This window comes from Glycocaulis alkaliphilus, assembly GCF_004000605.1.
In the GTDB taxonomy this organism is placed as follows: domain Bacteria; phylum Pseudomonadota; class Alphaproteobacteria; order Caulobacterales; family Maricaulaceae; genus Glycocaulis; species Glycocaulis alkaliphilus.
The window spans coordinates 1,014,282-1,036,546 of the sequence record NZ_CP018911.1 but is presented as its reverse complement, the minus strand read 5'-3'; the positions used below and the strand labels follow the sequence as shown (position 1 = coordinate 1,036,546).

The 22,265-nt window shown below is 63.2% G+C and carries 19 protein-coding genes and 1 tRNA gene; 8 read left to right on the top strand and 12 right to left on the bottom strand.

What is annotated here, in order from left to right; translation table 11 throughout:
- The first annotated feature begins 11 nt into the window (after window positions 1-11).
- Window positions 12-1,715 carry a cation:proton antiporter domain-containing protein gene (locus tag X907_RS05020; protein WP_127565922.1) on the top strand — a complete coding sequence of 568 codons (1,704 nt, stop codon included), beginning with the start codon at window positions 12-14 and terminating at the stop codon, window positions 1,713-1,715.
- Here the strand turns inward: X907_RS05020 and X907_RS05015 are convergent.
- The gene (locus tag X907_RS05015) at window positions 1,673-2,179 is read right to left on the bottom strand and encodes an Lrp/AsnC family transcriptional regulator (protein ID WP_127565921.1); all 507 of its coding nucleotides are present in this window, start codon (window positions 2,177-2,179) and stop codon (window positions 1,673-1,675) included. The genes X907_RS05020 and X907_RS05015 overlap by 43 nt on opposite strands.
- 193 nt (window positions 2,180-2,372) lie before the next feature.
- On the opposite strand from X907_RS05015, the gene ald reads away from it, so the two are divergent.
- Window positions 2,373-3,491 (top strand): alanine dehydrogenase, encoded by a 1,119-nt coding sequence (gene ald / locus X907_RS05010; protein ID WP_127565920.1) that lies wholly within the window; start codon window positions 2,373-2,375, stop codon window positions 3,489-3,491.
- 461 nt (window positions 3,492-3,952) lie between these two features.
- On the opposite strand, the gene X907_RS05005 is transcribed toward ald, so the two are convergent.
- The 11 genes from X907_RS05005 to X907_RS04955 all read right to left on the bottom strand — a co-directional run bounded on the left by X907_RS05005 (window position 3,953) and on the right by X907_RS04955 (window position 15,911).
- Window positions 3,953-4,912, bottom strand: a complete 960-nt coding sequence (locus tag X907_RS05005) for an NAD(P)H-dependent flavin oxidoreductase (RefSeq protein ID WP_127565919.1) — start codon at window positions 4,910-4,912, stop codon at window positions 3,953-3,955.
- Window positions 4,913-4,992: 80 nt separating this feature from the next.
- A complete protein-coding gene (locus X907_RS05000; RefSeq protein WP_170175461.1) occupies window positions 4,993-5,811 on the bottom strand; it encodes a sulfurtransferase in 819 nt (272 codons plus the stop codon).
- 5 nt (window positions 5,812-5,816) lie between these two features.
- A complete protein-coding gene (locus tag X907_RS04995) occupies window positions 5,817-6,212 on the bottom strand; it encodes a response regulator (RefSeq protein WP_127565917.1) in 396 nt (131 codons plus the stop codon).
- Between the two features lie 11 nt (window positions 6,213-6,223).
- Complete coding sequence (locus X907_RS04990; protein WP_127565916.1) at window positions 6,224-9,808, bottom strand: PAS domain-containing hybrid sensor histidine kinase/response regulator; 3,585 nt, start codon at window positions 9,806-9,808, stop codon at window positions 6,224-6,226.
- A 363-nt stretch (window positions 9,809-10,171) separates the two neighbouring features.
- Window positions 10,172-10,260: transfer RNA gene (locus tag X907_RS04985), tRNA-Leu, on the bottom strand.
- 19 nt (window positions 10,261-10,279) lie between these two features.
- On the bottom strand, window positions 10,280-10,906 hold the full coding sequence (locus X907_RS04980; RefSeq protein WP_127569341.1) for an ATP-dependent Clp protease proteolytic subunit: 627 nt from the start codon (window positions 10,904-10,906) through the stop codon (window positions 10,280-10,282).
- Between the two features lie 94 nt (window positions 10,907-11,000).
- Window positions 11,001-12,212 (bottom strand): ABC transporter permease, encoded by a 1,212-nt coding sequence (locus tag X907_RS04975; RefSeq protein ID WP_127565915.1) that lies wholly within the window; start codon window positions 12,210-12,212, stop codon window positions 11,001-11,003.
- Window positions 12,213-12,215: 3 nt separating this feature from the next.
- A complete protein-coding gene (locus tag X907_RS04970) occupies window positions 12,216-12,917 on the bottom strand; it encodes an ABC transporter ATP-binding protein (protein ID WP_127565914.1) in 702 nt (233 codons plus the stop codon).
- Window positions 12,914-14,167 (bottom strand): efflux RND transporter periplasmic adaptor subunit, encoded by a 1,254-nt coding sequence (locus X907_RS04965; protein ID WP_170175460.1) that lies wholly within the window; start codon window positions 14,165-14,167, stop codon window positions 12,914-12,916. Before X907_RS04965 ends, X907_RS04970 begins: the two co-directional genes overlap by 4 nt.
- A 44-nt stretch (window positions 14,168-14,211) precedes the next feature.
- On the bottom strand, window positions 14,212-14,763 hold the full coding sequence (locus X907_RS04960; RefSeq protein WP_127565912.1) for a hypothetical protein: 552 nt from the start codon (window positions 14,761-14,763) through the stop codon (window positions 14,212-14,214).
- Window positions 14,764-15,167: 404 nt separating this feature from the next.
- A complete protein-coding gene (locus X907_RS04955) occupies window positions 15,168-15,911 on the bottom strand; it encodes a competence/damage-inducible protein A (RefSeq protein WP_127565911.1) in 744 nt (247 codons plus the stop codon).
- 109 nt (window positions 15,912-16,020) lie between these two features.
- On the opposite strand from X907_RS04955, the gene X907_RS04950 reads away from it, so the two are divergent.
- From X907_RS04950 to radC, 6 genes are all read left to right on the top strand, one after another.
- Window positions 16,021-16,530, top strand: a complete 510-nt coding sequence (locus X907_RS04950) for an acyl-CoA thioesterase (RefSeq protein WP_127565910.1) — start codon at window positions 16,021-16,023, stop codon at window positions 16,528-16,530.
- 124 nt (window positions 16,531-16,654) lie between these two features.
- Entirely contained in the window at window positions 16,655-18,274 is a 1,620-nt protein-coding gene (locus X907_RS04945; protein WP_233352535.1) for a M28 family metallopeptidase, read from the top strand.
- 176 nt (window positions 18,275-18,450) lie between these two features.
- The gene (locus X907_RS14555; RefSeq protein WP_233352534.1) at window positions 18,451-19,380 is read left to right on the top strand and encodes a hypothetical protein; all 930 of its coding nucleotides are present in this window, start codon (window positions 18,451-18,453) and stop codon (window positions 19,378-19,380) included.
- 252 nt (window positions 19,381-19,632) lie between these two features.
- On the top strand, window positions 19,633-20,625 hold the full coding sequence (locus X907_RS14550) for a hypothetical protein (protein WP_233352533.1): 993 nt from the start codon (window positions 19,633-19,635) through the stop codon (window positions 20,623-20,625).
- 118 nt (window positions 20,626-20,743) lie between these two features.
- The gene (gene map / locus X907_RS04920) at window positions 20,744-21,553 is read left to right on the top strand and encodes a type I methionyl aminopeptidase (protein ID WP_127569335.1); all 810 of its coding nucleotides are present in this window, start codon (window positions 20,744-20,746) and stop codon (window positions 21,551-21,553) included.
- Window positions 21,554-21,559: 6 nt separating this feature from the next.
- Window positions 21,560-22,243, top strand: a complete 684-nt coding sequence (gene radC, locus X907_RS04915; RefSeq protein WP_127565909.1) for a RadC family protein — start codon at window positions 21,560-21,562, stop codon at window positions 22,241-22,243.
- The last annotated feature ends 22 nt before the right edge of the window (window positions 22,244-22,265 follow it).

Below are 22,265 nucleotides of genomic sequence, written 5' to 3'. Positions count from 1 at the left end.
AAGGCGAGAAAATGAGCGAAGCGGAAGCCATCCTGCCGGCGGTCTGGCTGCTGGGCGTCGGCATCGCCGCCATCATGCTGGCGCGGCTTCTGAAGACATCGCCCATCGTCACCTTCATCGCGGCAGGCCTGCTGATCGGACCGTTCGGTCTTGGCCTGATCGAGGAGAATGGCACGACGCGCCTGCTGGCGCAGCTCGGCGTCGTCTTCCTGCTGTTTGATATAGGCCTTGGCTTCTCGCTGAAGACGGTGCGCGAAAGCAAGGGCGATCTGATCAGCCTTGCGCCCCTGCAGATGATATTATGTACGGCCGGTTTCGGCCTTGTCGGCTGGCTGGCCGGCATGGACTGGCTGCTGGCTTTGCTGATCGGTGCGGCGGCAGGCATTTCGGCGACGGCGGTCGTGACGCAGACACTGGCTGAGCGTGGCATTGCCACCTGCCCGCTGGGCCGTTCTGCAACGGCTGTGCTGGTGTTTCAGGACATTGCCGGCATCTTCCTTCTGGTCATCGCCGTTGCGCTGTCCGAAGGCGCGGGCGGAGATCTGGGCACCATTCTGGGCATGTCCGCGCTGAAAGCGTTGCTGGCGGTTGGCGTAGCGCTGCTGGCCGGCCGGTTCGTGATCGGGCCGCTCTTCCGCCTGCTGTCGAAAACCCGCAATGACGAGATATTCACGGCGGCGGCCCTCTTCCTCGTGCTGGCCACGGCGGCGGCCACGGGCGCGCTGGAGCTGTCGCTGACGCTGGGTGCGTTCCTGGCAGGCATGATCATCGCGGACACACCGTTCAAGACGGTGATCCGTACCGAAGCCAGGCCGTTTGGCGCGCTGCTTCTCGGCTTCTTCTTCATCACGGTCGGCATGGCGCTGGACTGGCGGATGATGGTGGCGCAGGCCCACTGGATCGTCGCGGCGCTGGCGGTCCTGTTCGTTCTGAAGACGGCCCTCACCTGGGCTGCGGCCATCATCAACAGATGGAGCCTGGCGGGCGGCGCGCAGCTCAGCTTTTCGCTGGCACAAGGGTCCGAGTTCGGGCTGGTAATACTGGCCCTGCCCGGCATAGCCGCAGCTTTGGGCGCCGAGCTGACGGGCATTCTGGTGGCGGCCAGCGCCCTGTCGCTCGCCCTGACGCCCGCCTGGGCATCGCTGGGGCTCAAGATCGCCCGGCGCATCGCCGATGCCACCGCCAGCCGCAAACCCGTCAGCGCGCCGGAGGAATTGAACTGCCCTGTCCTCATCTTCGCCATGACCCCGTCCGGGCGCATGGCCTACAATGCGCTTACCCGCTTCGACATTCCGGTGATCGCCATTGAAAGCGATCCGGACCGCTTTCTGTCCGCCATCGCCGACGGGTATGCGGTGACATTCGGTGATCCGTCCGATACGCGGCTTTTGCGGGCGATTGATGTAACCGAGGCGCGGGCGCTGGTCCTGTCGGCGCCCCGCTATGAAATCTCAGCCGAGATAACGCCCTATATCCGCGAGAATTTCCCCGAGCTGCAGCGCTTCGTGGCCGTCAAGGACGAGCCTGACCGCCGGCGCCATGAGGCGCTCGGGATGCATGCCATCATCAATCGCAGCCAGCCGGAAGGACTCGACTTCGCGCTGGCCCTGCTGCGCTATGCCGACATACCTGAAAGCGACATTCACGAATGGATGCAGGAGGTGGTCGAGGCCTACGACCCCGATCCAGCCTTCCGCGTTGCCGAGCCCGCCTGACCGGCAGATAGCGGCATGGCCGTGCGGGTAAACACCTTGCGCATCGCAATATTGGATACAAGGCGCGCGACGCCGGGCAGGCCGGACAGGCGCTCGCGGTGGACGCGCTCATAGTCGCGCGCATCGCGCACCATCAGGCGCAAGAGATAATCCTCCGCGCCGGTGGTGAGGTAGCAGTCCATCACCTCCTCCACCTTCTCCACCGCCGTCTCGAAAGCCTGCATTGTCTCGCGGCGCTGGTTCTCCAGCGTGACCAGCACGAGCACGGTAAGCCCACGCCCTACCGCGTCTGCGTCCACCAGCGCGGCATAGCCGGTCACGATCCCGCGTGCCTCCAGCGCCCGGACGCGGCGGTGGCAGGCCGAGGGTGACAACCCCACCCGCTCGGCCAGCTCTGCATTGGTCAGACGTCCGTCCACCTGCAAAAGCGTCAGCAAGGCGCGGTCCGTTTCATCCAGCGTCATGGTGGTTTCTCGAAGAGTTTACGAAATCGGCGGCTGCAGCGGGTCACGTACGGAATAATAGTCATGCAACATGCTTATATACGCAAGATTTTTGCGCATTTACGGGCCTGATTGCAGGTGCCTGCCGATTCCGGTAGTTTCTCCGCAATTTCAGGGTCATCCCTGATAGCCAGAAAACACCGGGAGAGACCCCATGCGCGTTGGCGTACCCAGAGAGATCAAGGTTCACGAATACCGCGTCGGCCTGACGCCTGCAGGCGCTGCCGAGCTTGTGCAGGCGGGCCATGAAGTCTTCGTCGAGACCAAAGCCGGTGACGGTGTTGGCTTTGCCGACAGCGCCTATGAGGCGGTGGGCGCGAAAATCCTGCCCGACGCGGCCGCCGTGTTCAAAACGGCTGAGCTGATCGTGAAGGTGAAAGAGCCGCAGCCCATCGAGTATGCGCGCCTGACGCCGGATCACACCCTCTTCACCTATCTCCACCTCGCGCCCGATCCTGAGCAGACCAAGGGCCTGATGGACTCCGGCTGCATCGCCATCGCCTACGAGACGGTGACCGACAATGAAGGCCGTCTGCCGCTGCTGAAACCCATGTCGGAAGTGGCGGGGCGCATGTCGATCCAGGTCGGCGCAACGGCGCTGGAAAAATCCCATGGCGGGCGCGGCATGCTGCTGGGCGGTGTGCCGGGCGTGCAGCCTGCGAAAGTCGTCATTCTCGGCGGCGGCGTATCGGGCACCCACGCAGCCGAAATGGCCGTCGGCATGCGTGCGGACGTGACAATCTTCGACCGCTCCATAAAACGCCTGGCTGAGCTCGACACCCAGTTCCAGGGCCGCGCAAAGACGGCCTTCTCCACGGCGGCTGCCGTTGAGGAAGCCATTATCGGCGCAGACCTGGTGATCGGCGCGGTGCTGATCCCCGGCGCGGCGGCGCCCAAGCTCGTCACCCGCGAAATGCTGAAGAAAATGAAGGATGGCGCGGTGCTGGTCGATATTGCGATTGATCAGGGCGGCTGCTTTGAGACCTCCAAGCCCACCACCCACCAGAGCCCGACCTTCATCGTCGATGGCGTGGTCCATTACTGCGTCGCGAACATGCCGGGCGCGGTAGCGCGCACCTCAACGATCGCGCTCACCAACGCCACCCTGCCCTTCACGCTGGCCATCGCCAACAAGGGCGCGAAGAAGGCGATGAATGACGATCCGCATCTGGCGCGCGGGCTGAACGTGGCCGAAGGCCATGTCACCTATGAGCCGGTCGCCCGCGATCTTGGCCACAAATACGTGAAGCCCGACTGGCTGACGAGTATATAGAGGGACACGCCCTCGTCCTTCGAGCGCCACCGCGTCCGCAAGGATGAGGGCACAGGCTGTACTTTTCCCTCATCCTGAGGAGCGCTTCTTCAAGCGCGTCTCGAAGGACGAGGGGAAAGTCAGAACCCAACTTATCCCCCTCCCCCTAGCCTGCCCGTATGATGCGCGTTGCCGGTCTGGTGGAAGGGCATGTTCGCGGCACGCTCACATGACAGACCGGCGCGGGGACCGCTCGTCCCCCGCTCCGGGTGTCTGGTGGCCGTGTTCGAAAACGGCGCGCCTTTCACTGCCCCTGATGGGGCTTAATGGGGATACGGGAAGACAAGCGCCTCGCCAGTGCGGACGGCCCGTCAAGGCCACGCATGAACTGCCCGACTACCCCATCCGGCCCGAAGGGCCGTCCGCACCCCTTCCATACTCTCGCGGTTAAGACCGGCGGAGCTTTTGGCGCGTGGGCTGGTTCAGCACACCCGCTTTTTCGCGGCCTCGTACTCGGCTTTCAGCTTCTCGACATAATCGGCAACCGGGCGCACGGCATCGACCGAGCCGATGCCCTGACCTGAACCCCAGATGTCTTTCCAGGCCTTGGCGTCTGAATTGCCGCCCGAGCCGAAATTCATCTTGGACGGATCGCTTTCAGGCAGATTATCCGGGTCCAGCCCCGCGTCGGTGATGGATTTCTTCAGGTAATTGCCGTGTACGCCGGTGAAGAGGTTGGTGTAGACGATGTCGTCTGCCTTGCCCTCCACAATACCCTGCTTGTAGCTCTCGGTGGCGCGCGCCTCTGCCGTCGCGATAAAGGCCGAGCCTATATAGGCATAGTCCGCGCCCATGGCCTGCGCAGCCAGCACGCCGGCGCCGGTGGAGATGGCGCCCGAGACCAGCAACGGACCGTCGAAGAATTCGCGGATTTCGGCAATCAGCGCGAAGGGAGATAGCGTGCCGGCATGGCCGCCCGCGCCCGAACACACGGCGATGAGGCCGTCTGCGCCCTTTTCCAGCGCCTTGTGGGCAAAGCGCACATTGATGATGTCGTGCAAAGTCTTGCCGCCCCAGGAGTGGACGGCGTTGTTGAGGTCTTCACGCGCACCCAGCGAGGTGATGACCAGCGGCACCTTGTATTTGGCGCACGTCTCCAGATCGGCTTCAAGGCGCTCATTGGAGCGGTGGACAATCTGGTTTACCGCAAACGGCGCAGCAGGCTTATCGGGGTTGGCGCGGTTATAACTGTCCAGCTCTGAGGTGATCTGGTCCAGCCATTCATCAAGCTGGCTCTGCGGACGGGCATTGAGCGCCGGAAAGGAGCCGACAACGCCTGCCTTGCACTGCGCGATCACCAGATCCGGGTGCGAGATGATGAAAAGCGGTGCGCCGACGACCGGAACGCTCAGGCGCCCGTTCAGAATTTCCAGACCGGCCATGAATCCCTCCCTGAAGATGATTTGTTGCACCGCAAGCTAGCGCGGTTTGGGCGAGTGTCGAGATGGGGAGTGAACACCGTTCAGCTTTTCACAATCGGCAATCCGTCCCGGCCGGCCCATTCGGTCCACGAACCGTCATACAGCCAGACATCCTTGAAACCCGCTGCCGTGAAGCCCGCATGCAGTATGGCCGCTGTCACACCCGATCCGCAGGTGCAGATGATGCGCTGGTGGCGGTCCTGCGCCGGCAGGACGGCCTCCAGCGCTTCGCCTTGCAGGAAGCGTCCCTCCCCGTCCAGCAGCCTGCCTGAGGGCAGGTTCACAGCCCCCGGCATGTGACCAGACTGCAGCCCCGCACGCGGCTCCGGATCCGTGCCGGCAAACCGGCCCGGCGGGCGGGCATCGACGATCAGCGCATCACCCGCCTCGATGTGATGCAGCACATCGTTCCAGCGCATGGCATCGTCATTGATAAGGTGCAGATCCGGCCCGTTGGCAGCCAAGCCGAGCTTCGGCGCACCGGCCTCCACCGCGCCGCCTGCCGTCTCCCAAGCCGCCATACCGCCGTCAAGGATGAGCGGGATGAGGCCGAACCGGCGCAGCGTCCACCAGACGCGCGGCGCGGCGAAGCCCGAGTTCTGATCGTAGATGATGAGCGGCTGGCCCGGCGCAATGCCATGAGCGGTGAACCAGCGCGAGAGTGTGGCGCTGCCCGGCGCCATATGAGGCAGCGCGCTGGTCAGGTCGGCGACCTCATCAATGTCGAAGAAGACCGCTCCGGCGATATGGGCCTTCCCGAAGGCTTCACGCCCCGGCTTGCCGCTGGCGGGCATGAACCAGGTCGCATCGATGAACGCGGCATCTTTGCAGGCTACCGCATGTTCAGGCGCGATCAGCATGGGGTTCATTCATGCGGCAAATGCTTGTCTATAAGAGCGCGTAAATCCTCCGGCGTCATCAGGTCCAGCTTGGCAAACGGTCCGGCCACATTGGGATAGCGCGAGAGCTCCACCCGCTCGAAGGTGTGGGCGGTGATAAGCAGGATGGATGCCTTGGGCGCGGCGGGCACCACAAGAGGCAGCGTTTCGTCAAAGCTTGAATAGGGCGGCAGGCGGCGGTCGAGGAAGACGAGCTCGAAATCGGCATGACGGCTGCGATCAACAAACTCGCTGATCGTGCCAAAGCTCGCGATCTCCACGCCATCAAAGACCTCGTCCATCAGAATGGACAGGATTTCGGTCTCCACCGGATCGTCATCGATAATGGCGACATTGAGCGCGCCATTTGATGCCTGTCCCATTCACTGCCCTCTCAAACGTCTTCAGCCTTTTTGTGCATCAGCTTGGACAATGCGCTTGCCAACGCCTCAAGATCAACTGGTTTGGCGAGATAATCGTTTGCACCCGCTTGCAGGCATTGCTCGCGGTCTTGTGGGGCGGCATGGGCGGTCAGCGCCAGAATGGGCACGCCCCGGCGCGGCGTATTGCTGCTGCGGATTTCGCGAATAGCGTCCAGACCCGACATGACGGGCATGGAGACATCCATGACAACAAGCGCAAAATCCTCGGCCAGTGCCCGGTCAGCCGCCTCGCGCCCGTTCGTGACGCAGACCGGCGGCTCCACACCAAGCTCGCTGAGAAACATTTCCAGCGTCTGGCGATTGGTCGCATTGTCCTCGGCAATCAGAATGCGTCCCATACCGGGGGGCAGGCTTGCCGTTCCTGCCTCGTCACGCGTCTGGGAGTCTTCGCAGCCAGCCACAACAAGCGGCAGGCAAACGGCGAAGCGTGAGCCTTCACCCGGCCGCGAGTGGAGGGTGATGTGCCCTCCCATCAGGCCCGTAAATTCCTTGCAGAGCGCCAGCCCCAGCCCAGCACCTTCGTGCTGGCGTGCGTAAGATGCGTCGACCTGGCGGAAACGGTCAAAGATATGCCGGGCCTGCTCCGGGCTCATGCCCGGGCCCGTATCAGCCACCTCGAAACGGATTGTCTTCGCATCCGGGCAATCCACGTTCAGCCAGACCGAGCCCGCTTCGGTGAACTTCACCGCATTACCCAGCAGGTTTATCAGTACCTGCGCAAGGCGGCGGCGATCCGCGACGATGTGGCCCGGCACGGTCTCGTCAATGGCAAGGTCAAGCGCGAGCGCCTTGTTCTGCGCGGTGCCGCAGACTGCAGACAGGGCCTGGCTGCACAGCGAATCGACCTCAACCGTTTCAGGTTCGAGCGTCATCAGCCCGGCCTCGATCTTTGAAAGATCGAGAATGTCATTGATGATGGCCAGCAGCGCCTTGCCGGAAGACTGCACCGTCTCGACCATTCGGGTCTGGCGGGCATCAAGGCCGGTGCGCGCCAGCAATTGGGACATGCCCAGCACGCCATTGAGCGGCGTGCGTATCTCATGACTCATATTGGCCAGGAATTCCGACTTCAGCCGATTGGCGCGTTCTGCCTCGTCGCGCGCCGCCAGAAGCTCGTCCTCGTTATGCTTGCGCTCGGTAATATCACGCTGGACTGCCAGCCAGTGAGTGAGCCTGCCTTGTGCATCCACGATTGGCACAACGTCCACGTCCATCCAGCGGCCCTCGCCGGAACGCGTGTAGTGTACGATTTCCGTGCGTACCGGCTGCCCCGCCTTTATGGCCGCCAGAACCTCGCGCACCGTTTCAGGGGCGGTGCCGGGCCCATGCAGCATGCGCGTGGACCCTCCCAGCGCCTCCTCTGCGGTATAGCCGAAAACCTGCTCGAACGCGTTGTTGACATATACGATGCGTGGCCCTTCCGGGCCAATCTCGCCTTCGGCGATAATCACCACGTCATTGGCGTGGCGTACGGCGGCCTGCAGCAGCTGAAGCTGCTCCTGGGCCTGCCGCTCGCTTGTGACATCCTGGAAGTAGATGGCCAGCCCGCCCGCACCGGGATGTATCCTGACCTGAAACCAGGCATTGAAGGGCGCGTAGTGAAAGCCGGTTGTGACCGTCTGGCCGGTATCGCGCGCCTGCAGGTAGAACGGCTCCAACACGTCGCGGACGTCTTCCGGGAACACATCCCATACATACTTGCCAAGCATATGACGGCGCGGCGTCCTCAAGGCCCGCTCCGCCTCTTCATTCACGAATGAGAAGCAGAGGTTTTCGTCGAGCAGGTAGAAGCCGTCGCTCATCGTGTTGAGCGTGCTCTGCAGGCGTTCGGCCAGCTGTGCGCTTTCAAGACGGGCCGACACCAGCTCGGACATGTCCTGGAACGCGCCGCGCACAGCGATCACCTCGCCAGCGGCATTGCGCTCGGCCTCGCCAATAGACCGGCACCAGACGCGGCGCCCCGTGGCTGTTATGATCTCCAGCATTTCATCGTAGGGCTCGCCCGTTTCGATGCAGCGCGCGAAAATCTCCGCAACGCGCTCCTGGCTGCCGGGCGCGTAGAAATTGATGCCTTCCTGCACCGGCACCTCGCGTGTGCCGGGCATGTCATGGATGGCCGCCACCTCTTCTGACCACTCCACTACCTGACGCTTCAGATCAGCCCGCCAGGCACCGAAACGCGCCGACTTGCCCGCAAGCCGCAGCAAGTGGTCGGCTTCCGTAAGCCGCGCATCAGTTTCCAGCTGGCCGGTAATGTCCTGGACAAAGCCGGTGGTGGCCTCGCCCTCTGGCGTCACCGTACGCTCGGCCACACCGCGGATAGTTATTACCCGCCCGTCCGGGCGCACGATACGGTGCCAGAACTCGCTGCTGCGATCACCGGACCCCATAAAATCCGCAAACCAGCTCTCCATACGCGCCCGGTCATCGGGATGAACAAGGCTTACGTAAAGCTCGTAATCAGGCTGATGCCGGTCAGGATCAAGGCCGTAAATGCGGAACGTGCTGTCGGACCATTCCAGCTTTTGAGTCTGCAGGTCGAACCGCCACTGGCCCAGCGCCAGAAGACGTTCCACGGTGCGGATGCTGGCCTCGCGCTCGTTTAGCCGCAGCGTCGCTTCGCGCAATTCGCGCGAATGCACCATCAGGTCCAGTTCCAGAGGGCGCTCCGTCAGCTCGTCAGCCAGTTCTGCCGCATCACGTGCCTGACCGGCAATCAGGACGGTCACGTCTTCGGAACGGCAGATTATGTACTGCGCCCTGCCATCGGGGCCCTTCACGGCAGAGAACACTGATAACCACCAGCGTTCCTCGAAGCCGCCGCCCTCCTCCTTGGGCCTCTCGACCGGGAAGCGGGTCAACGGCAAGGCTTCAGACACACCGCTTTCCTTGACACGTTCCATTACGGCGGTAACGGCCGCGATACCACTGGCATCGGGATCATCGGGATCATCGGGAAAGACATCAAAAAGCGGCTTGCCCATGATGTCGGAGCGGCGGCGCATCACCGCCTCCAAATACGCATCACTGATCGCCACGATGGTGTAGTCTTCCGGCTCGACAACCAGCAGCTTTCCGGGCGCTGACTCAAACAGCGACTGGAAATGGAAAGCGGCCGCTTCGGCACGGCTGCGCAGTGCTGCCTCACGCTTGAGCGCCTGATCGCGTTCCTTCTCGAAACGCACCAGCTCCGTCATGTCACGGGCAACGACCAGCTCGCACGCCTTGCCGTCATATTCCATCGTGTGGGAGGTGATCTCCACATGGATGAACTCGCCTGACTTGAGCCGGTGCTGCCAGATACCCGCCCGGTCCAGCCCAGTGGTGACCGCTGCAATATTCGATTCCAGCCGGTCGAGTTCATCTTCCGGGTGGAGATCGTCGAGGCGCAAGGTTTTCAGATCGTCTGGCGTGTAGCCATACCGGACCTGGAAGGTCTGATTGACCACCAGGATACGGCGCGTCGCCAGCTCGTATATGAGCATGGGATCAGGGTGATTCTGAAAGAAGATGTCTCGCGTAATATCGCCGCTCATGACAGAACAACCCGTTGAAAAACAGGCAAGGCCCGGCGTTTGCAGCCCAGCCTGTCAATGCGGATTGCGCCCATATCCCCGGTCATGACGCATAGCGTTATGCGCATGGACGGCCAACGCAAGGGTTTCCGGGCGAATACATGGTTTTCAGGTAAACTTTTGCGCTGCGTGATGTGATGTCCCTGGGCGGTTTAGAGCGGCCTGAAGAGCGCGGCCCGCGCGGAATTTTTAGTGATGCTACTCGCATTAGCTCGGACGCCCATTCGGGCTTGCGGACGGCGTTCGGCCGTCCGAAGAGCGCAACCGCGCGCCCGCGACTTTTCGCGGAACATCGCAGCCCGGATGGGCTGCGGAAACCAAGAGTGGTGCGGGCGGCCGGAATCGAACCGGCACGGAGGTTACCCTCCAACGGATTTTAAGTCCGGTGCGTCTACCAGTTCCGCCACGCCCGCTAATGTGCGCCGGACACGCCTAGCGCTTGATCTCGTCCTGACGCGTCACGATCTTGTGGCACAGGCCATATTCGATGGCGTCTTTCGCCGTCAGCCAGAAATCCCGGTCGGTATCCTTCTCGATACGCTCCAGCGACTGGCCCGTGGCTTCCGCGAAGATACGGTTCAGACGGTCACGCATCATGCGCATCTCGCGCACCTGGATCTCGATATCGCTGGCCGCGCCGCCCGCCCCGCCAGACGGTTGGTGGATGAGGAAGCGCGTATTGGGCAGGCAGTAGCGATCCTGCTTCTCGGCACCGACAAAGATCAGCGCGCCGGCAGACGCAACCCAGCCCGAACCAAGGGCGATCACGCGCGGTTTGATGAACTTCATCGTGTCGTGGATCATGTCACCGGACTCGACGTGGCCGCCCGGCGAGGAGATTACCATCAGGATGGGATCATCGCTCTTGGCCGCGAGCGCAAAAAGCTGCGCACAGACCGAGCGGGCCACCTTGTCGTTGATACCGCCGGTAATGAGGATGGTGCGGCTTTCAAACAATGCCTTGCCGACAAAGTCCTCACCCGCCGGCGCGGCGCCTTTCTCAGGAGCATCATCATCGTCGTCATTGCGGATCGGGTGCGCGCGGAAGCCGTCAGCCATCATGGAAAATATCCTGTCTCGCGGAAATGCGTCGTTGTGTTGCGCGTCAAGTTAGGCATGCCCGCCACCGCCCGCAAGCGGTGAGCGCGCACGCCTACTGTCTTACAGCCAGCGCCGGCGGCAGCCGGGACGCCTTCCATGCCGGAAACGCGCCTGCGACCAGTCCGGCGAGCACCCCGATGGCCCCGGTCAGGACGGCCACGCGAAGATCATAGACGGCGGGGATGGAAAAGCCGTGCTGCAACACTTGCCCTGCCCCCCACGACACCCCGGCCCCCAGGAGCGCCCCGGCCAGTCCCAGAAGGGCGCTTTCCAGCATGATCTGGAACAGGATATCGAGCCTGCCGGCGCCTGATGACATCTGCAGCGCGATGTCGCGCCGGCGCATTTCGACCGCGCTCAGGGTAGAGGATCCATAGCCGACCAGGGCGGCAATCAGCGAGATCGCGGCCACCACGATGAGCAGGCCGCCCGCACTGTCGCGCTGGCGCTGGATGGCTTGTGCAGGCGCAGACGGGTCGGCGAAGCGAAAAGGGGGCGGCTGGGTCAGCGGGGCGCCGCGCGCGCGACGCAGCGCGCGGTCAGCGTCGCTGATGGCCGGGCGCACCATGCGCCGGTCACGCAGCACCAATGTCACCTGATCGGCTTCATTGGGTGCGAGCCGGGCCGAGCCTGACTCGTAGTAGCGCATCGAGGCGCGGAAGGGCACGATTACCGCCTCGTCATAGCGGTCTGCAGTGCGGGCACGCGGCTCGCCGAATATGCCGATCACCTCGCAGGCAATGCCATTGACGCGCACCTGCTGGCCGACGCGCCGGCGCTCCAGCCGGTAAAGCTCGCGCGCAGCGGCCGCCCCTAGCAGGCAGACCCGCTCAGCGCCCTCCAGCTCCTCGGCAGTGAACAGACGGCCTTCCGACAGCGGCGTATCGAGCTCGAAACGGTAATCGCCCGACACCCCGAACAGGAACATCTCGCGTGCCTGCGCGCCGAACCGTACGTCCGCGCGCGAGATCCGCCACGCCGCCACCCCCTCGATCCGCTCGCCGAGTGTGTCACGCAGGCGCGCGATATCGCCGGTCGTGGGCGGGCCGGAGCGTTGCGGGGAGGCCCAGTTCTCCGTCACCACCAGCGCGCGCGCATAGGCGCCGAAGGCCGCGCGCTCGATCTGTTCCGAATAACCTATCAGCACTGCAGCGGCCAGCGATACGGCCCCCGTTCCGGCGCCCAGCGTGAGGGCCATCAGAAAGGCGCGCAGCGGCCGCGCCCGTAAGGCCAGCAGAGCCAGGGCGAACAAGGTCTGTCCCATGGCTCAGCTCCCCCCGGCGACGAAGCGGCCGCGCTCCATGTGCAGCACACGGCCCGCAATGGGCAGAAGGAGGGGGTCGTGTGTGGCCAGCACCACCGCCGCGCCCGCCTGTGCCTGCTCGCGCAGGAGCTCGGCAACCAGCCCTGTCGTGACCTTGTCCAGCGAGGCGCTGGGTTCATCACACACCAGAAAGCGCGGCTGCATGGCAAGGGCACGTGCCAGCCCGACGCGCTGGCGTTCGCCGCCCGAGAGGGTGCCGACCAGGCGATTTACCTTATCGCCCAGCCCGACCCGCTCCAGCGCGTTGCGGGCATTCTGGCTGCGCCGCGCACCCGGCACGCGGGCATAACGCATGGGCAGCATGACGTTTTCGATGACGGGCATGCGTTCGATCAGGCCGGCATCCTGGAACAGGAAACCGATCCGGCCCCGGCGCAGCTTGGCCAGCCGCCCCCAGCCCCAGCGCGAGACATCGCGGCCGAACATCTCCAGCGTCCCGCCATCGGGCCTGTCGAGCAATCCCATGATCGACAGCAAGGTCGTCTTGCCGGAGCCCGAATGGCCGACCAGCGCCAGCAGCTCGCCCGCGCGCAGGGCGATATCGACGCTATCCAGCGCCAGCACATCCCCGTCGGCGGCGCGATAGCGGCGCATCAGGCCGCGCCCGTTCAGAATGGCCGCTCCGGCGTCAGCGTGCGCCCTCATTGCGGGGGACCTGCCGGTCCGTGATCGAAGATGAAGACGCGGTCGCCCTCTTGAAGGTCGCCGTGGATCACCTCAACGATTTCAAGATAGTGGTCGTCTTCAGCCCCCACTTCCACCAGAACATACCCGAAGCGATCACCAATGACGGGATGGATCGTCCGGATACGCCGGCCCTCACCAAATCCCCGACCAAGCGCACGCCCTCCCATGGCACCCCATACTCTGCCCCAGTTGCCTGCAAGATCGCCACCATAGCGCTCCACCAGATCGGGGGGCAGCAAGGCCGGGTCGAGCGCGGCCACGAAGTCCTGCGTCGGGATCGGGTAGAGGGCTCCTCGCGGCATTCTCAACACATTGAACGTCTCTGCGGCGACGAACTCGACCGAGGCTGTCATGCCGGGCAGCAGACGTTCTTCCTCATCGCGGGCGCGGATTTCGACCAGATAGCTGACGAAGCGGCCCTCCACCTGAGGGGCCCGGCGCACCGGCCCGGCCTCTCCGGAGAAGCTGTGGCGAGGAATGGAATCGACGTTGAAGCGCACCTCCATGCCTGCGCTGATCCGCCCTATATCGGCCTCTGCCACCCGCGCCTCAATGACCACTTCAGAGAGGTTCGCCGCAATCACGAAGAGAACCGGGGTGGAAAACGACGCGTTGACCGCCTGCCCCTCCTCGACACGCCGCTCCAGCACGAAGCCGGATATCGGCGCAGCGATCACCGTGCGCTCCAGATTGATCTGTGCCTCGCGCAGCTGGGCCTCGGCCAGTGACACACCGGCCTCATTGCGCAGTACGGCAGCCTCGAACTGTTCTGCCGCGAACTCCAGATCCTCCAGGCGTGCCTGCGGGGCCGTGCCGGAAGCGGCCAGAGACTGCGTGCGCTCCAGCTCACGCCGGGCGCCGCGATGGCGTGAGCGCGCTTCAAGAAGGCTCGCCCGTGCGGTCTGCAGCGAGGCCTGCGCCCGCACCAGAGCCGCCTCGAAGGGCTGGGGATCGATCCGGGCCAGCACCTCGCCCTCTTCCACCCGGTCATCGAAATCGGCCAGCACCTCGACAACCCGGCCATTGATCTCGGCACCGACCTCGACCGCACGCGCCGGACGTACCCGGCCAATAGCCGGCACGATGTCACGGATCATGCCCCGGTCGACCACCGCCGTCTCAAACCGCGCTGGCGGGCCGTCAGACGCCGGCGCAAACCACTCACCCTCCCCGCACGCGGACAGGGTGAGGGCGATAGCAGCCGCCATCGACAATGACCCGCTGCGTATGCAGCGAGACGAAAAGCACATCGTCAGAAATTCTCCGAGGTTCGCACCAGTTCCGAATTCTGCCCTCGCGAGCGCACCCACCACCCGGTTTCGTGGGAAATATAGGCCGTTCTCGTCTCACGCGGCGTGGAGACGGCATAGACACTGACGTCCTCACCAGCAAAATGCTCGCAGCCTTCAAACCGGATAGTTACCTCCCCGGCACCACCACGGAGATTCTGAGTGAAACGAGCCTCTTCACCTGGCTCCAGATTGGCAACGCGTTCGATGTCACGAGCATTGACCTGCTGGCGCAAAGTGGAGCCGCCATTGATCGGTGTGTCTTCGAGAATCAGCAACCCGCCTACCGCCGACAGTATGCGGCGCCCCGGTATCGGGTCTTCACCCGGCGGAATGATGTACTGAACCGACTCCACGCCGCGCGGACCGACGCGCTCGATCCGTTCGCCCACCCCGAGAGCGGTGTCAGGACTTCTGGCATTTGAATAGATAGCGCTCAGTCCCTCGCGCGGCTGGGGGAGCTCCGCATAGGCCGGACACTGCAGTAACAGGCCCGACAATACAGTAAAAAACATGTTAGTCTCCTTAGAAATATCCGGAGCCAAAGCCCCGGATATTTCTCTTATTTGCCTATTATCAGTCCTTTATATCCACGATGGAGCAACCCGAAAAGCAGTCGTCCATACAATCCTGAAGGCACCCGGACCACTCATCCACACTCGCGCCTTGGCAATCCGGTTGGCAGTTTGCGTAACTGCACTGGCTACACGGAACCGCAAACGCACTCGCTGCGGACACCATGACGGCGCCTACTACCAACATCATTACACGCTTCATTTTCAGCCTCCACTTTTTCAGCCCGAGCAGATTGCTCAAGAACAGTGTGTGCAGCAGGGGGGGCGTGCAACCCGAATTTGAGCCCAGAAGATTAAACTATCGTAATGATATAACATTTATGAAATAAAGATCAGAGTCCTGATCAGCTAGCCAGAGACTGAAGCCGCACCTTTACGGCGCCAAGCAAGCTTTCGTCCGCGCCGCGGGCAACCAGTTCCACCCCGCGCTTGAAACCACCGTCCGGCAATTCCTCAAACCACGGATAGGAGCCGATGGAGCAGGCGGGAAAGTCTTGCGCTATCTGGCCCAGCGCTTCGGCCAGATCGCCCTCGCGCGCACCCTCGATACGCACCGCAATCGCGAAAGTGACCGCTCCGCCTTCGAGCCGGTGGACGATATCTTCCAGCATGCCGCGGGCGATTTTCGGCACGCCTGCCAGCACGAAGACATTGCCGATCTGGAAGCCGGGCGCCCCGGTGACCGGGTTGGTGATCAGGCTGGCGCCCTCAGGGATGCGCGCCATGCGCAGGCGGGCAGGCGTCAGTTCAGTGCCCGATTTCGCATACCATTCGCGCAGGATGGCCAGAGCGTCCTCACGCACATCAATAGGCCGCCCGAAAGCGGCAGCAACCGCATCGGCGGTGATGTCGTCATGGGTGGGGCCGATACCGCCCGTTGTGAACACATAGTCCCAGCGGGCCCGCAGCGCGTTCAGCGCCTCCACGATGTCGGCCTGCACATCGCTGACCACGCGCGCCTCGCCCAGCGTGATGCCAAGGGGGCTCAAGAATTCGGCGATCTGGCGGATATTCACGTCCTGCGTCCGGCCGGACAGCACTTCGTCACCGATCACCAGCACGGCTGCCTTGACGGCTCGTTCATCCATTTGCGTTCATCCTTTTGGCCGTGCCGTGCGTTGACGTGATCATGGTCCATGACATAACCCGCCGCGCAACGGCGGACAGCCGGTTTCAACACGCGATGAGGACAGCGTCATGCCGATAGCGCCCACAGACAAAGGATGGGATCTGCCCCTGCCCTTCCTGCGCAACCGGCGCGTTGACGAGACCGAGATCGATGATTTCGGCCACGCCAATAATGCCGCCTATCTGCGCTGGGCCGACGAAACGGCGTGGGCGCACTGGGAGGCGGACGGGCTTACCCGGCAGGGATGCCGCGATGCCGACCGGGGTATGGCCGTTATCCGCACGCTGGCGGAGTATTCCGGGCATTGCCGGGCCGGCGATGTGCTCAGTTGCGCGGTATGGATAGCGCTGAGCGATGGCCGGCTGCGCGCCGAGCGCTGGTACCAGTTCCGCAAGCGCGATACCGGCGAGACCGTATTCCGGGCGCGCACCTGGCTGGTCTCCTTCCAGCTCTCGACCGGCAAGCCTGCGCGCATGACACGCGATTTCGCGCGCCACTACCATGTTCCGGACGCTGAATTGTCCGATGCGGTACGCGCCGCGCATCTGCGGTCCGCGCTATGGGTGTTGGACGAATGACGCGGCCATCCATCCAAAGATGAAAGTTTGGCCATGTTCTGGGCTGCGTGATTGAGCCTGCCCGTTCCAGACGATAGGGCTTCGGCCAGAGGGCGCATGGCGCCATAATCGGGGACTTTGTAACATGATCCGGCACTATCTCGCCGCGGCCGCCAGCGCCGCACTGCTCCTGTCTGCCTGTGCCACAACCGGCGCGGCCCCTGCCTCGCAGCGCGAAGCGGCGGCGGGGGACATCATCACACCCGCAGCCATCGAGGCCCATATCCGCTTCCTGGCCGATGACCTTCTTGAAGGGCGCGATACGGGGACACGCGGCTATGACATTGCCGCACGTTATGTCGAAAGCCATTTCCGCCTTCTCGGCCTTGAGCCCGGCGCATCGGACGGCAGCTATCACGAGCCGGTACCCTTGCAGAACATGGTGGCGGACGCCAGCGCCGCCCGCCTGACCATTGATGGCGAGGCGCTGGAACACGGCACGGACTTCATCATCAGCGCCCACGCTACCCGCGATCAAAGCGCCGTGACCGCCGAGGCGGTGTTTGCCGGATACGGTATTGTCGCGCCGGGGCTGGGCTTCGACAGCTATGACGGCATTGATGTGGAGGGACGGATCGTTGTCGTGCTGGCCGGCGCGCCGGGCGGCCTGCCCAGCGACGTGTCGGCGCATCTTTCCAACAACCGGACCAAGGCGGAGTTCGCCGCGGCGCGCGGCGCCAGCGGCGTCATCGTCATCATGGCCGACGGACTGACGCGTTTTCCCTTCTCGCGCCTTGCGGCCATGGCGGCCAATCCGCGCCCGTCCATGACCGTCGCGGCAGCCGCCTCCCCGGCCTCGATTGAGGTCAGCGCCGTCGTCGGCACCGCAGGGGCCGAGCGCCTGTTTGCCGTATCAGGCCGCGACTTCAGCCAGATTGTGGAAGCTGCCCAGGCCGGTGAGCCGCTGGAGAGTTTCGCCCTCAACGCCACGGCCGGTATGGCCCAGGCCACCACCCGCGAGCCGGTTGCCAGTGCCAACGTGATCGGCGTGCTGCCCGGCTCCGACCCGGCGCTGTCGGCAGAGACTGTCGTGGTCACGGCCCACCTCGATCATATCGGTATCTGCCAGCCCATGGCAGACAACTCCATCTGCAATGGCGCGCTGGATAATGCGTCCGGCACCGCCGCGATGCTGGAATCGGCGCGCGCGCTGGTTCAGGGACCGCGCCCGGCACGTACCGTGGTGTTCATCGCGCTGACCGCCGAGGAAAAGGGATTGCTCGGCTCGGCCCATGTGGCCGCCAACCCGACCCCGGCCATGGGCCGGATGGTCGCCAATATCAATCTGGACATGCCGGTCATGCTCTATGAATTCAACGACGTGATCGCGTTTGGCGCCGAGCACTCCTCGCTCGGGCCGGTAGCGTCCGAAGCGGTGGCGCGCGCAGGGGTGACGCTGTCGCCGGATCCGATTCCCGACCAGTCCCTGTTCGTGCGTTCCGACCACTATAATTTCGTACGTGAAGGCGTGCCGTCTGTGTTCCTGATGACCGGCTTTTCCTCGCCCGACCCTGAAGACGATGAAGGTCAGGCCTTCCTGCGCTTCCTGGGGGGCAATTACCACGCGCCGGGCGATGACCTGTCGCAGCCCTTGCGCTTTGATCAGGGCGCGAAATTCGCGCTGATCAATTACGAAATCATCCGGGCCGTCGCCAATGCCAGCGAAACCCCGCGCTGGAACGACGACAGCTTCTTCGCGCACTAATATCCCTCAACAATCTGTAATACATTGCCCGGCTGACAATTCATGTCAGCCGGGCAGTTTTTCTTGTGAAACCGTTCATCTCCGGTCCAGATTGCGTCTGATTTTATGGCGTTATTCGGGTGTCAGAGGGAGTCTGAGGACAGGCCGCTTCTGACCAGACCAGGTGGGGAGACACCATGATGAAAGCAGCAACATTATTTTCAGCACTGGCACTGGCACTGCCGGGCGCCGCTGTCCTGGCGCAGGATTACACCCTGCAGCCCAATTACGGCGACACATCCTTGCGGGCGGGCTTCAGCCCTGACCCGTATGTCATTCCGCTCCAGTCTGGCGGGTCAATCGATGCAGGCCGGACCCTGGGCGGCAGCTGCCGGGGCTATGTGTCCAATGCGCCCGACTTTTCAGTGAACTACTCGGCCGGTTCAGTCCTGCCCTTCCGCATCGGTGTGTCCGCGGACCGCGACACGACGCTGGTCGTGAACGGGCCGGACGGCAACTGGTACTGCGATGATGATGGCGGCGAGGGCCTGAACCCGCTTTTGCATTTCGGTTCGCCAATGAGCGGGCGCTATGACATCTGGGTAGGCACCTATGGCAGCGCATCGAGCCACCCGGCCCTGCTTTTCCTGTCCGAGCTCAGCTCGGTCACGGCCAGCACGGTCAGCAGTGGCGGTGGCAGCTATGGCGGCAATCCGTCCGGGCCGGACTGGTCATTGCGTCCCACCTACGAAACCATCTCGCTGCGCGGTGGCTTTACGCCGGACCCGTACCGGATACGCCTGCAATCGGGCGGGCCGATCCGCGCCAATGACAGCATTGGCGGCAATTGCGTCGGCTATATCGCCGAGGCGCCGGATGTCCGCCTGAACTTCCAGCCGGGCAGCCTGCCGCTCATTATTTCGGTAGCATCAAGCGCGGACACGACGCTCGTCATCAACGGCCCTGATGGCGGCTGGTACTGCAATGATGATGGCGGGGTCGGCACCAACCCGTCCATCCGCTGGGACAGCCCGATGGCCGGCCAGTATGACATCTGGGTCGGCACCTGGGGCAGCCAGTCCTTGCGCGAGGCGGTGCTGGTCATCTCCGAACTCTACAGCGAATAGGCTCCAAGGGCGCTTCGCCTGACCTTTGACCGCCCGGAGCGTTTCCTGACGCTCCGGGCGGTTTTCGTCATCACGACAACCAATGTCCGGCAATTTCCGCGCGCACGGGAAGGCATTAAATTTCGAATTTTTTCCTCCGGACGCTTTTCGCGCGCCGCTAAGGTTGTATACCTGCCTCCTCGCTGATTCAGTTATCAGTGAAGGCGCCCCACAGAGGGGCGTCACCGATATGTTTCCAAAGGAGGGACGACCATGAGAACGGGGATTATCATCGCCGCCGCCGCCATCGCACTGCCCGGAGCCACGGCCCTGGCGCAGGACTTCACACTTCAGCCAACATATGGGGAAACGTCCTTGAGGGCCGGATTCAGCCCCGATCCGCATGTGGTTGACCTTCAGGCGGGTGGTTCCGTCCGGGCCAACTCGCTACGCGATAGCGGATCCGGCAACGCCGTTCGCGACGGGCGTTGCGCCGGTAGCATCGCTGATGCCCCCGACTACTCTTTGAATTTCACGGCCGGAGGCGGCACGCTCCCCTTGCGTATCGGCGCATCTTCAAGCTCCGACACAACGCTGGTGATCAACGGCCCCGATGGCAGCTGGTATTGCGACGATGATGGCGGTGAAGGCCTGAACCCGCTTATCGAGTTCAACAATCCCTCCTCGGGCCGCTATGACATCTGGGTTGGTACGTTTGGCAGCTCCTCGCTGGCCGATGCCCGCCTGTTCATCTCCGAATTCACAAATATGAGCGCCAGCTCGGTTGGCTATGCCAGCAGCGGCAGCACTGGCGGTGGCAGCGCGAACGGACCCAATGTCGGCCTCACTCCCAGCTATGGCACGATCAGCCTGAGCGGCGGATTCACACCGGACCCCTACCGGGTCCCGCTGGAATCCGGCGGACCTATCCGCGCCAACAACGCCGTCAGCGACAATGGTTCGAACGCAGCGTCGAGAGATAGCCGCTGCCGCGGAAACATCGCTGAGGCACCCGATGTCCGTCTGAATTTCACGCCGGGCAGCCTGCCCCTGATCATCTCGGTGGCATCCAGCACGGATACCACGCTGGTTATCAATGGTCCTGACGGACGCTGGTATTGCGATGATGACAGCGGTCGTGGCACCAACCCGTCAATCCGCTGGAACAGCCCTGCCGCCGGTCAGTACGACATCTGGGTAGGTACGTACGGCAGCACCGCCCTGCGCCCGGCAGAACTGTTCGTCTCCGAGCTAAGCAGCGAATAGGCCTTAAAGGGCCCCTTCGCCTGACCTTTGACCGCCCGGGGCGTTTCCTAACGCTCCGGGCGGCGTTATATGAGGGCATGAACAGGCTAGCAGGCAGGTATTCGTGAACGACACCGACATGATTGACGATGTGGAACTGGTCCGCGACGGGCATATCCGCCAGCACGGCCCCGAAGCGTTCGCAGGCATGCGAAAGGCCGGGCAGCTGGCAGCGGCAACGCTCGATCTTCTGGTGGATGTCGTGAAGCCCGGCGTCACCACGCAGGCCATCGACGACATCGTGCGGCGCAACTTCATCGAGCACGGCGCGGTGCCGGCGACCCTGTTCTACAAAGGCTACTCAAAGTCCTCGTGTACCTCGATCAATCATGTGGTCTGTCACGGCATTCCCAATGACAAGCCTCTTAAAGAGGGCGATATTCTCAATATCGACGTGACCTGCATTGTCGATGGCTGGCACGGCGATACCAGCCGCATGTTCACCGTGGGCGAAGTGCGCCGCAAGGCCGAGCGCCTGATCGAGGTGACGTATGAAGCGCTCATGCGCGGTATTGCCGAGGTCAAGCCCGGCAACACGTTTGGTGATATAGGCGCGGCCATCCAGGAATATGCCGAGAACCAGCGCTGCAGCGTGGTGCGCGATTTTTGCGGGCACGGCATTGGCCAGCTTTTCCATGATGCACCCAACGTGCTGCATTTCGGCGACCGGGGTACTGGGGCGGTGCTCAAACCCGGCATGATCTTTACCATCGAGCCAATGCTCAATGATGGCAAACCACACGTGAAAGTGCTGGCGGACGGTTGGACCGCGGTGACCCGCGACAAGTCCCTGTCAGCCCAGTTCGAGCATTCTGTGGGCGTAACCGAAACCGGCGTCGAGATTTTCACCAGCTCACCCGGTGGCTATCACTGCCCGCCCTGGAAGTAGCGCCGGATGGAGGCGGACAAGCCCCATTATCATGGTCATCGCGACCGCCTGCGCACGCGCTTTGCCGAGGCCGGCGGCAAGGGGCTGGCCGACTACGAAATCCTTGAACTGATCCTGTTCCGCGCCATTCCGCAACGCGATGTAAAACCTCTGGCCAAAGACCTGCTCACCCGGTTTGGCGACATAGGGCGGGTGTGTGCGGCGCGCCCTGACCAACTGACGGAGATCAAGGGTGTTTCGGAAAAGGTCGCGCTTGAACTGAACCTGTTTCAGGAAGTCGCGACACGCATTGCCCGCGAGCAGGTAAGCGGACGCGCGGTTATCTCATCATGGTCAGCGCTGCTGGACTATGTGCGTACCGCCTTGCAGAACGCCTCGACAGAAGAGTTCCGGGTGCTGTTTCTCGACAAGAAGAACCGGCTGCTGGCTGACGAGTTTCGGGCCCGCGGCACGGTGGATCATGCGCCGGTCTATCCGCGCGAAGTCATCAAGAGGGCCATTGCCCTTGATGCCAGCGCGATCATTCTCGTCCACAACCATCCCAGCGGGGATCCGACGCCGTCACAGGCCGACATCGACATGACCCGGCGGGTCGTCGAGATCGGGCGCCCGCTTTCCATTGTGGTGCATGACCACCTTGTCGTCGGACGCGATCATGTGGCCAGCTTCAAACAGCTGGGCCTGATGTAGGGGGAAGCCCTCGTCCTTCGAG

Excerpts from the sequence above, each read along its gene's own strand:
- X907_RS05020 (WP_127565922.1), top strand. The coding sequence starts at position 12 with ATGAGCGAAGCGGAAGCCATCCTGCCGGCGGTCTGGCTGCTGGGCGTC.
- X907_RS05015 (WP_127565921.1), bottom strand. The coding sequence starts at position 2,179 with ATGACGCTGGATGAAACGGACCGCGCCTTGCTGACGCTTTTGCAGGTG.
- ald (WP_127565920.1), top strand. The coding sequence starts at position 2,373 with ATGCGCGTTGGCGTACCCAGAGAGATCAAGGTTCACGAATACCGCGTC.
- X907_RS05005 (WP_127565919.1), bottom strand. The coding sequence starts at position 4,912 with ATGGCCGGTCTGGAAATTCTGAACGGGCGCCTGAGCGTTCCGGTCGTC.
- X907_RS05000 (WP_170175461.1), bottom strand. The coding sequence starts at position 5,811 with ATGCTGATCGCGCCTGAACATGCGGTAGCCTGCAAAGATGCCGCGTTC.
- X907_RS04995 (WP_127565917.1), bottom strand. The coding sequence starts at position 6,212 with ATGGGACAGGCATCAAATGGCGCGCTCAATGTCGCCATTATCGATGAC.
- X907_RS04990 (WP_127565916.1), bottom strand. The coding sequence starts at position 9,808 with ATGAGCGGCGATATTACGCGAGACATCTTCTTTCAGAATCACCCTGAT.
- X907_RS04980 (WP_127569341.1), bottom strand. The coding sequence starts at position 10,906 with ATGGCTGACGGCTTCCGCGCGCACCCGATCCGCAATGACGACGATGAT.
- X907_RS04975 (WP_127565915.1), bottom strand. The coding sequence starts at position 12,212 with ATGGGACAGACCTTGTTCGCCCTGGCTCTGCTGGCCTTACGGGCGCGG.
- X907_RS04970 (WP_127565914.1), bottom strand. The coding sequence starts at position 12,917 with ATGAGGGCGCACGCTGACGCCGGAGCGGCCATTCTGAACGGGCGCGGC.
- X907_RS04965 (WP_170175460.1), bottom strand. The coding sequence starts at position 14,167 with ATGGCGGCTGCTATCGCCCTCACCCTGTCCGCGTGCGGGGAGGGTGAG.
- X907_RS04960 (WP_127565912.1), bottom strand. The coding sequence starts at position 14,763 with ATGTTTTTTACTGTATTGTCGGGCCTGTTACTGCAGTGTCCGGCCTAT.
- X907_RS04955 (WP_127565911.1), bottom strand. The coding sequence starts at position 15,911 with ATGGATGAACGAGCCGTCAAGGCAGCCGTGCTGGTGATCGGTGACGAA.
- X907_RS04950 (WP_127565910.1), top strand. The coding sequence starts at position 16,021 with ATGCCGATAGCGCCCACAGACAAAGGATGGGATCTGCCCCTGCCCTTC.
- X907_RS04945 (WP_233352535.1), top strand. The coding sequence starts at position 16,655 with ATGATCCGGCACTATCTCGCCGCGGCCGCCAGCGCCGCACTGCTCCTG.
- X907_RS14555 (WP_233352534.1), top strand. The coding sequence starts at position 18,451 with ATGATGAAAGCAGCAACATTATTTTCAGCACTGGCACTGGCACTGCCG.
- X907_RS14550 (WP_233352533.1), top strand. The coding sequence starts at position 19,633 with ATGAGAACGGGGATTATCATCGCCGCCGCCGCCATCGCACTGCCCGGA.
- map (WP_127569335.1), top strand. The coding sequence starts at position 20,744 with ATGATTGACGATGTGGAACTGGTCCGCGACGGGCATATCCGCCAGCAC.
- radC (WP_127565909.1), top strand. The coding sequence starts at position 21,560 with ATGGAGGCGGACAAGCCCCATTATCATGGTCATCGCGACCGCCTGCGC.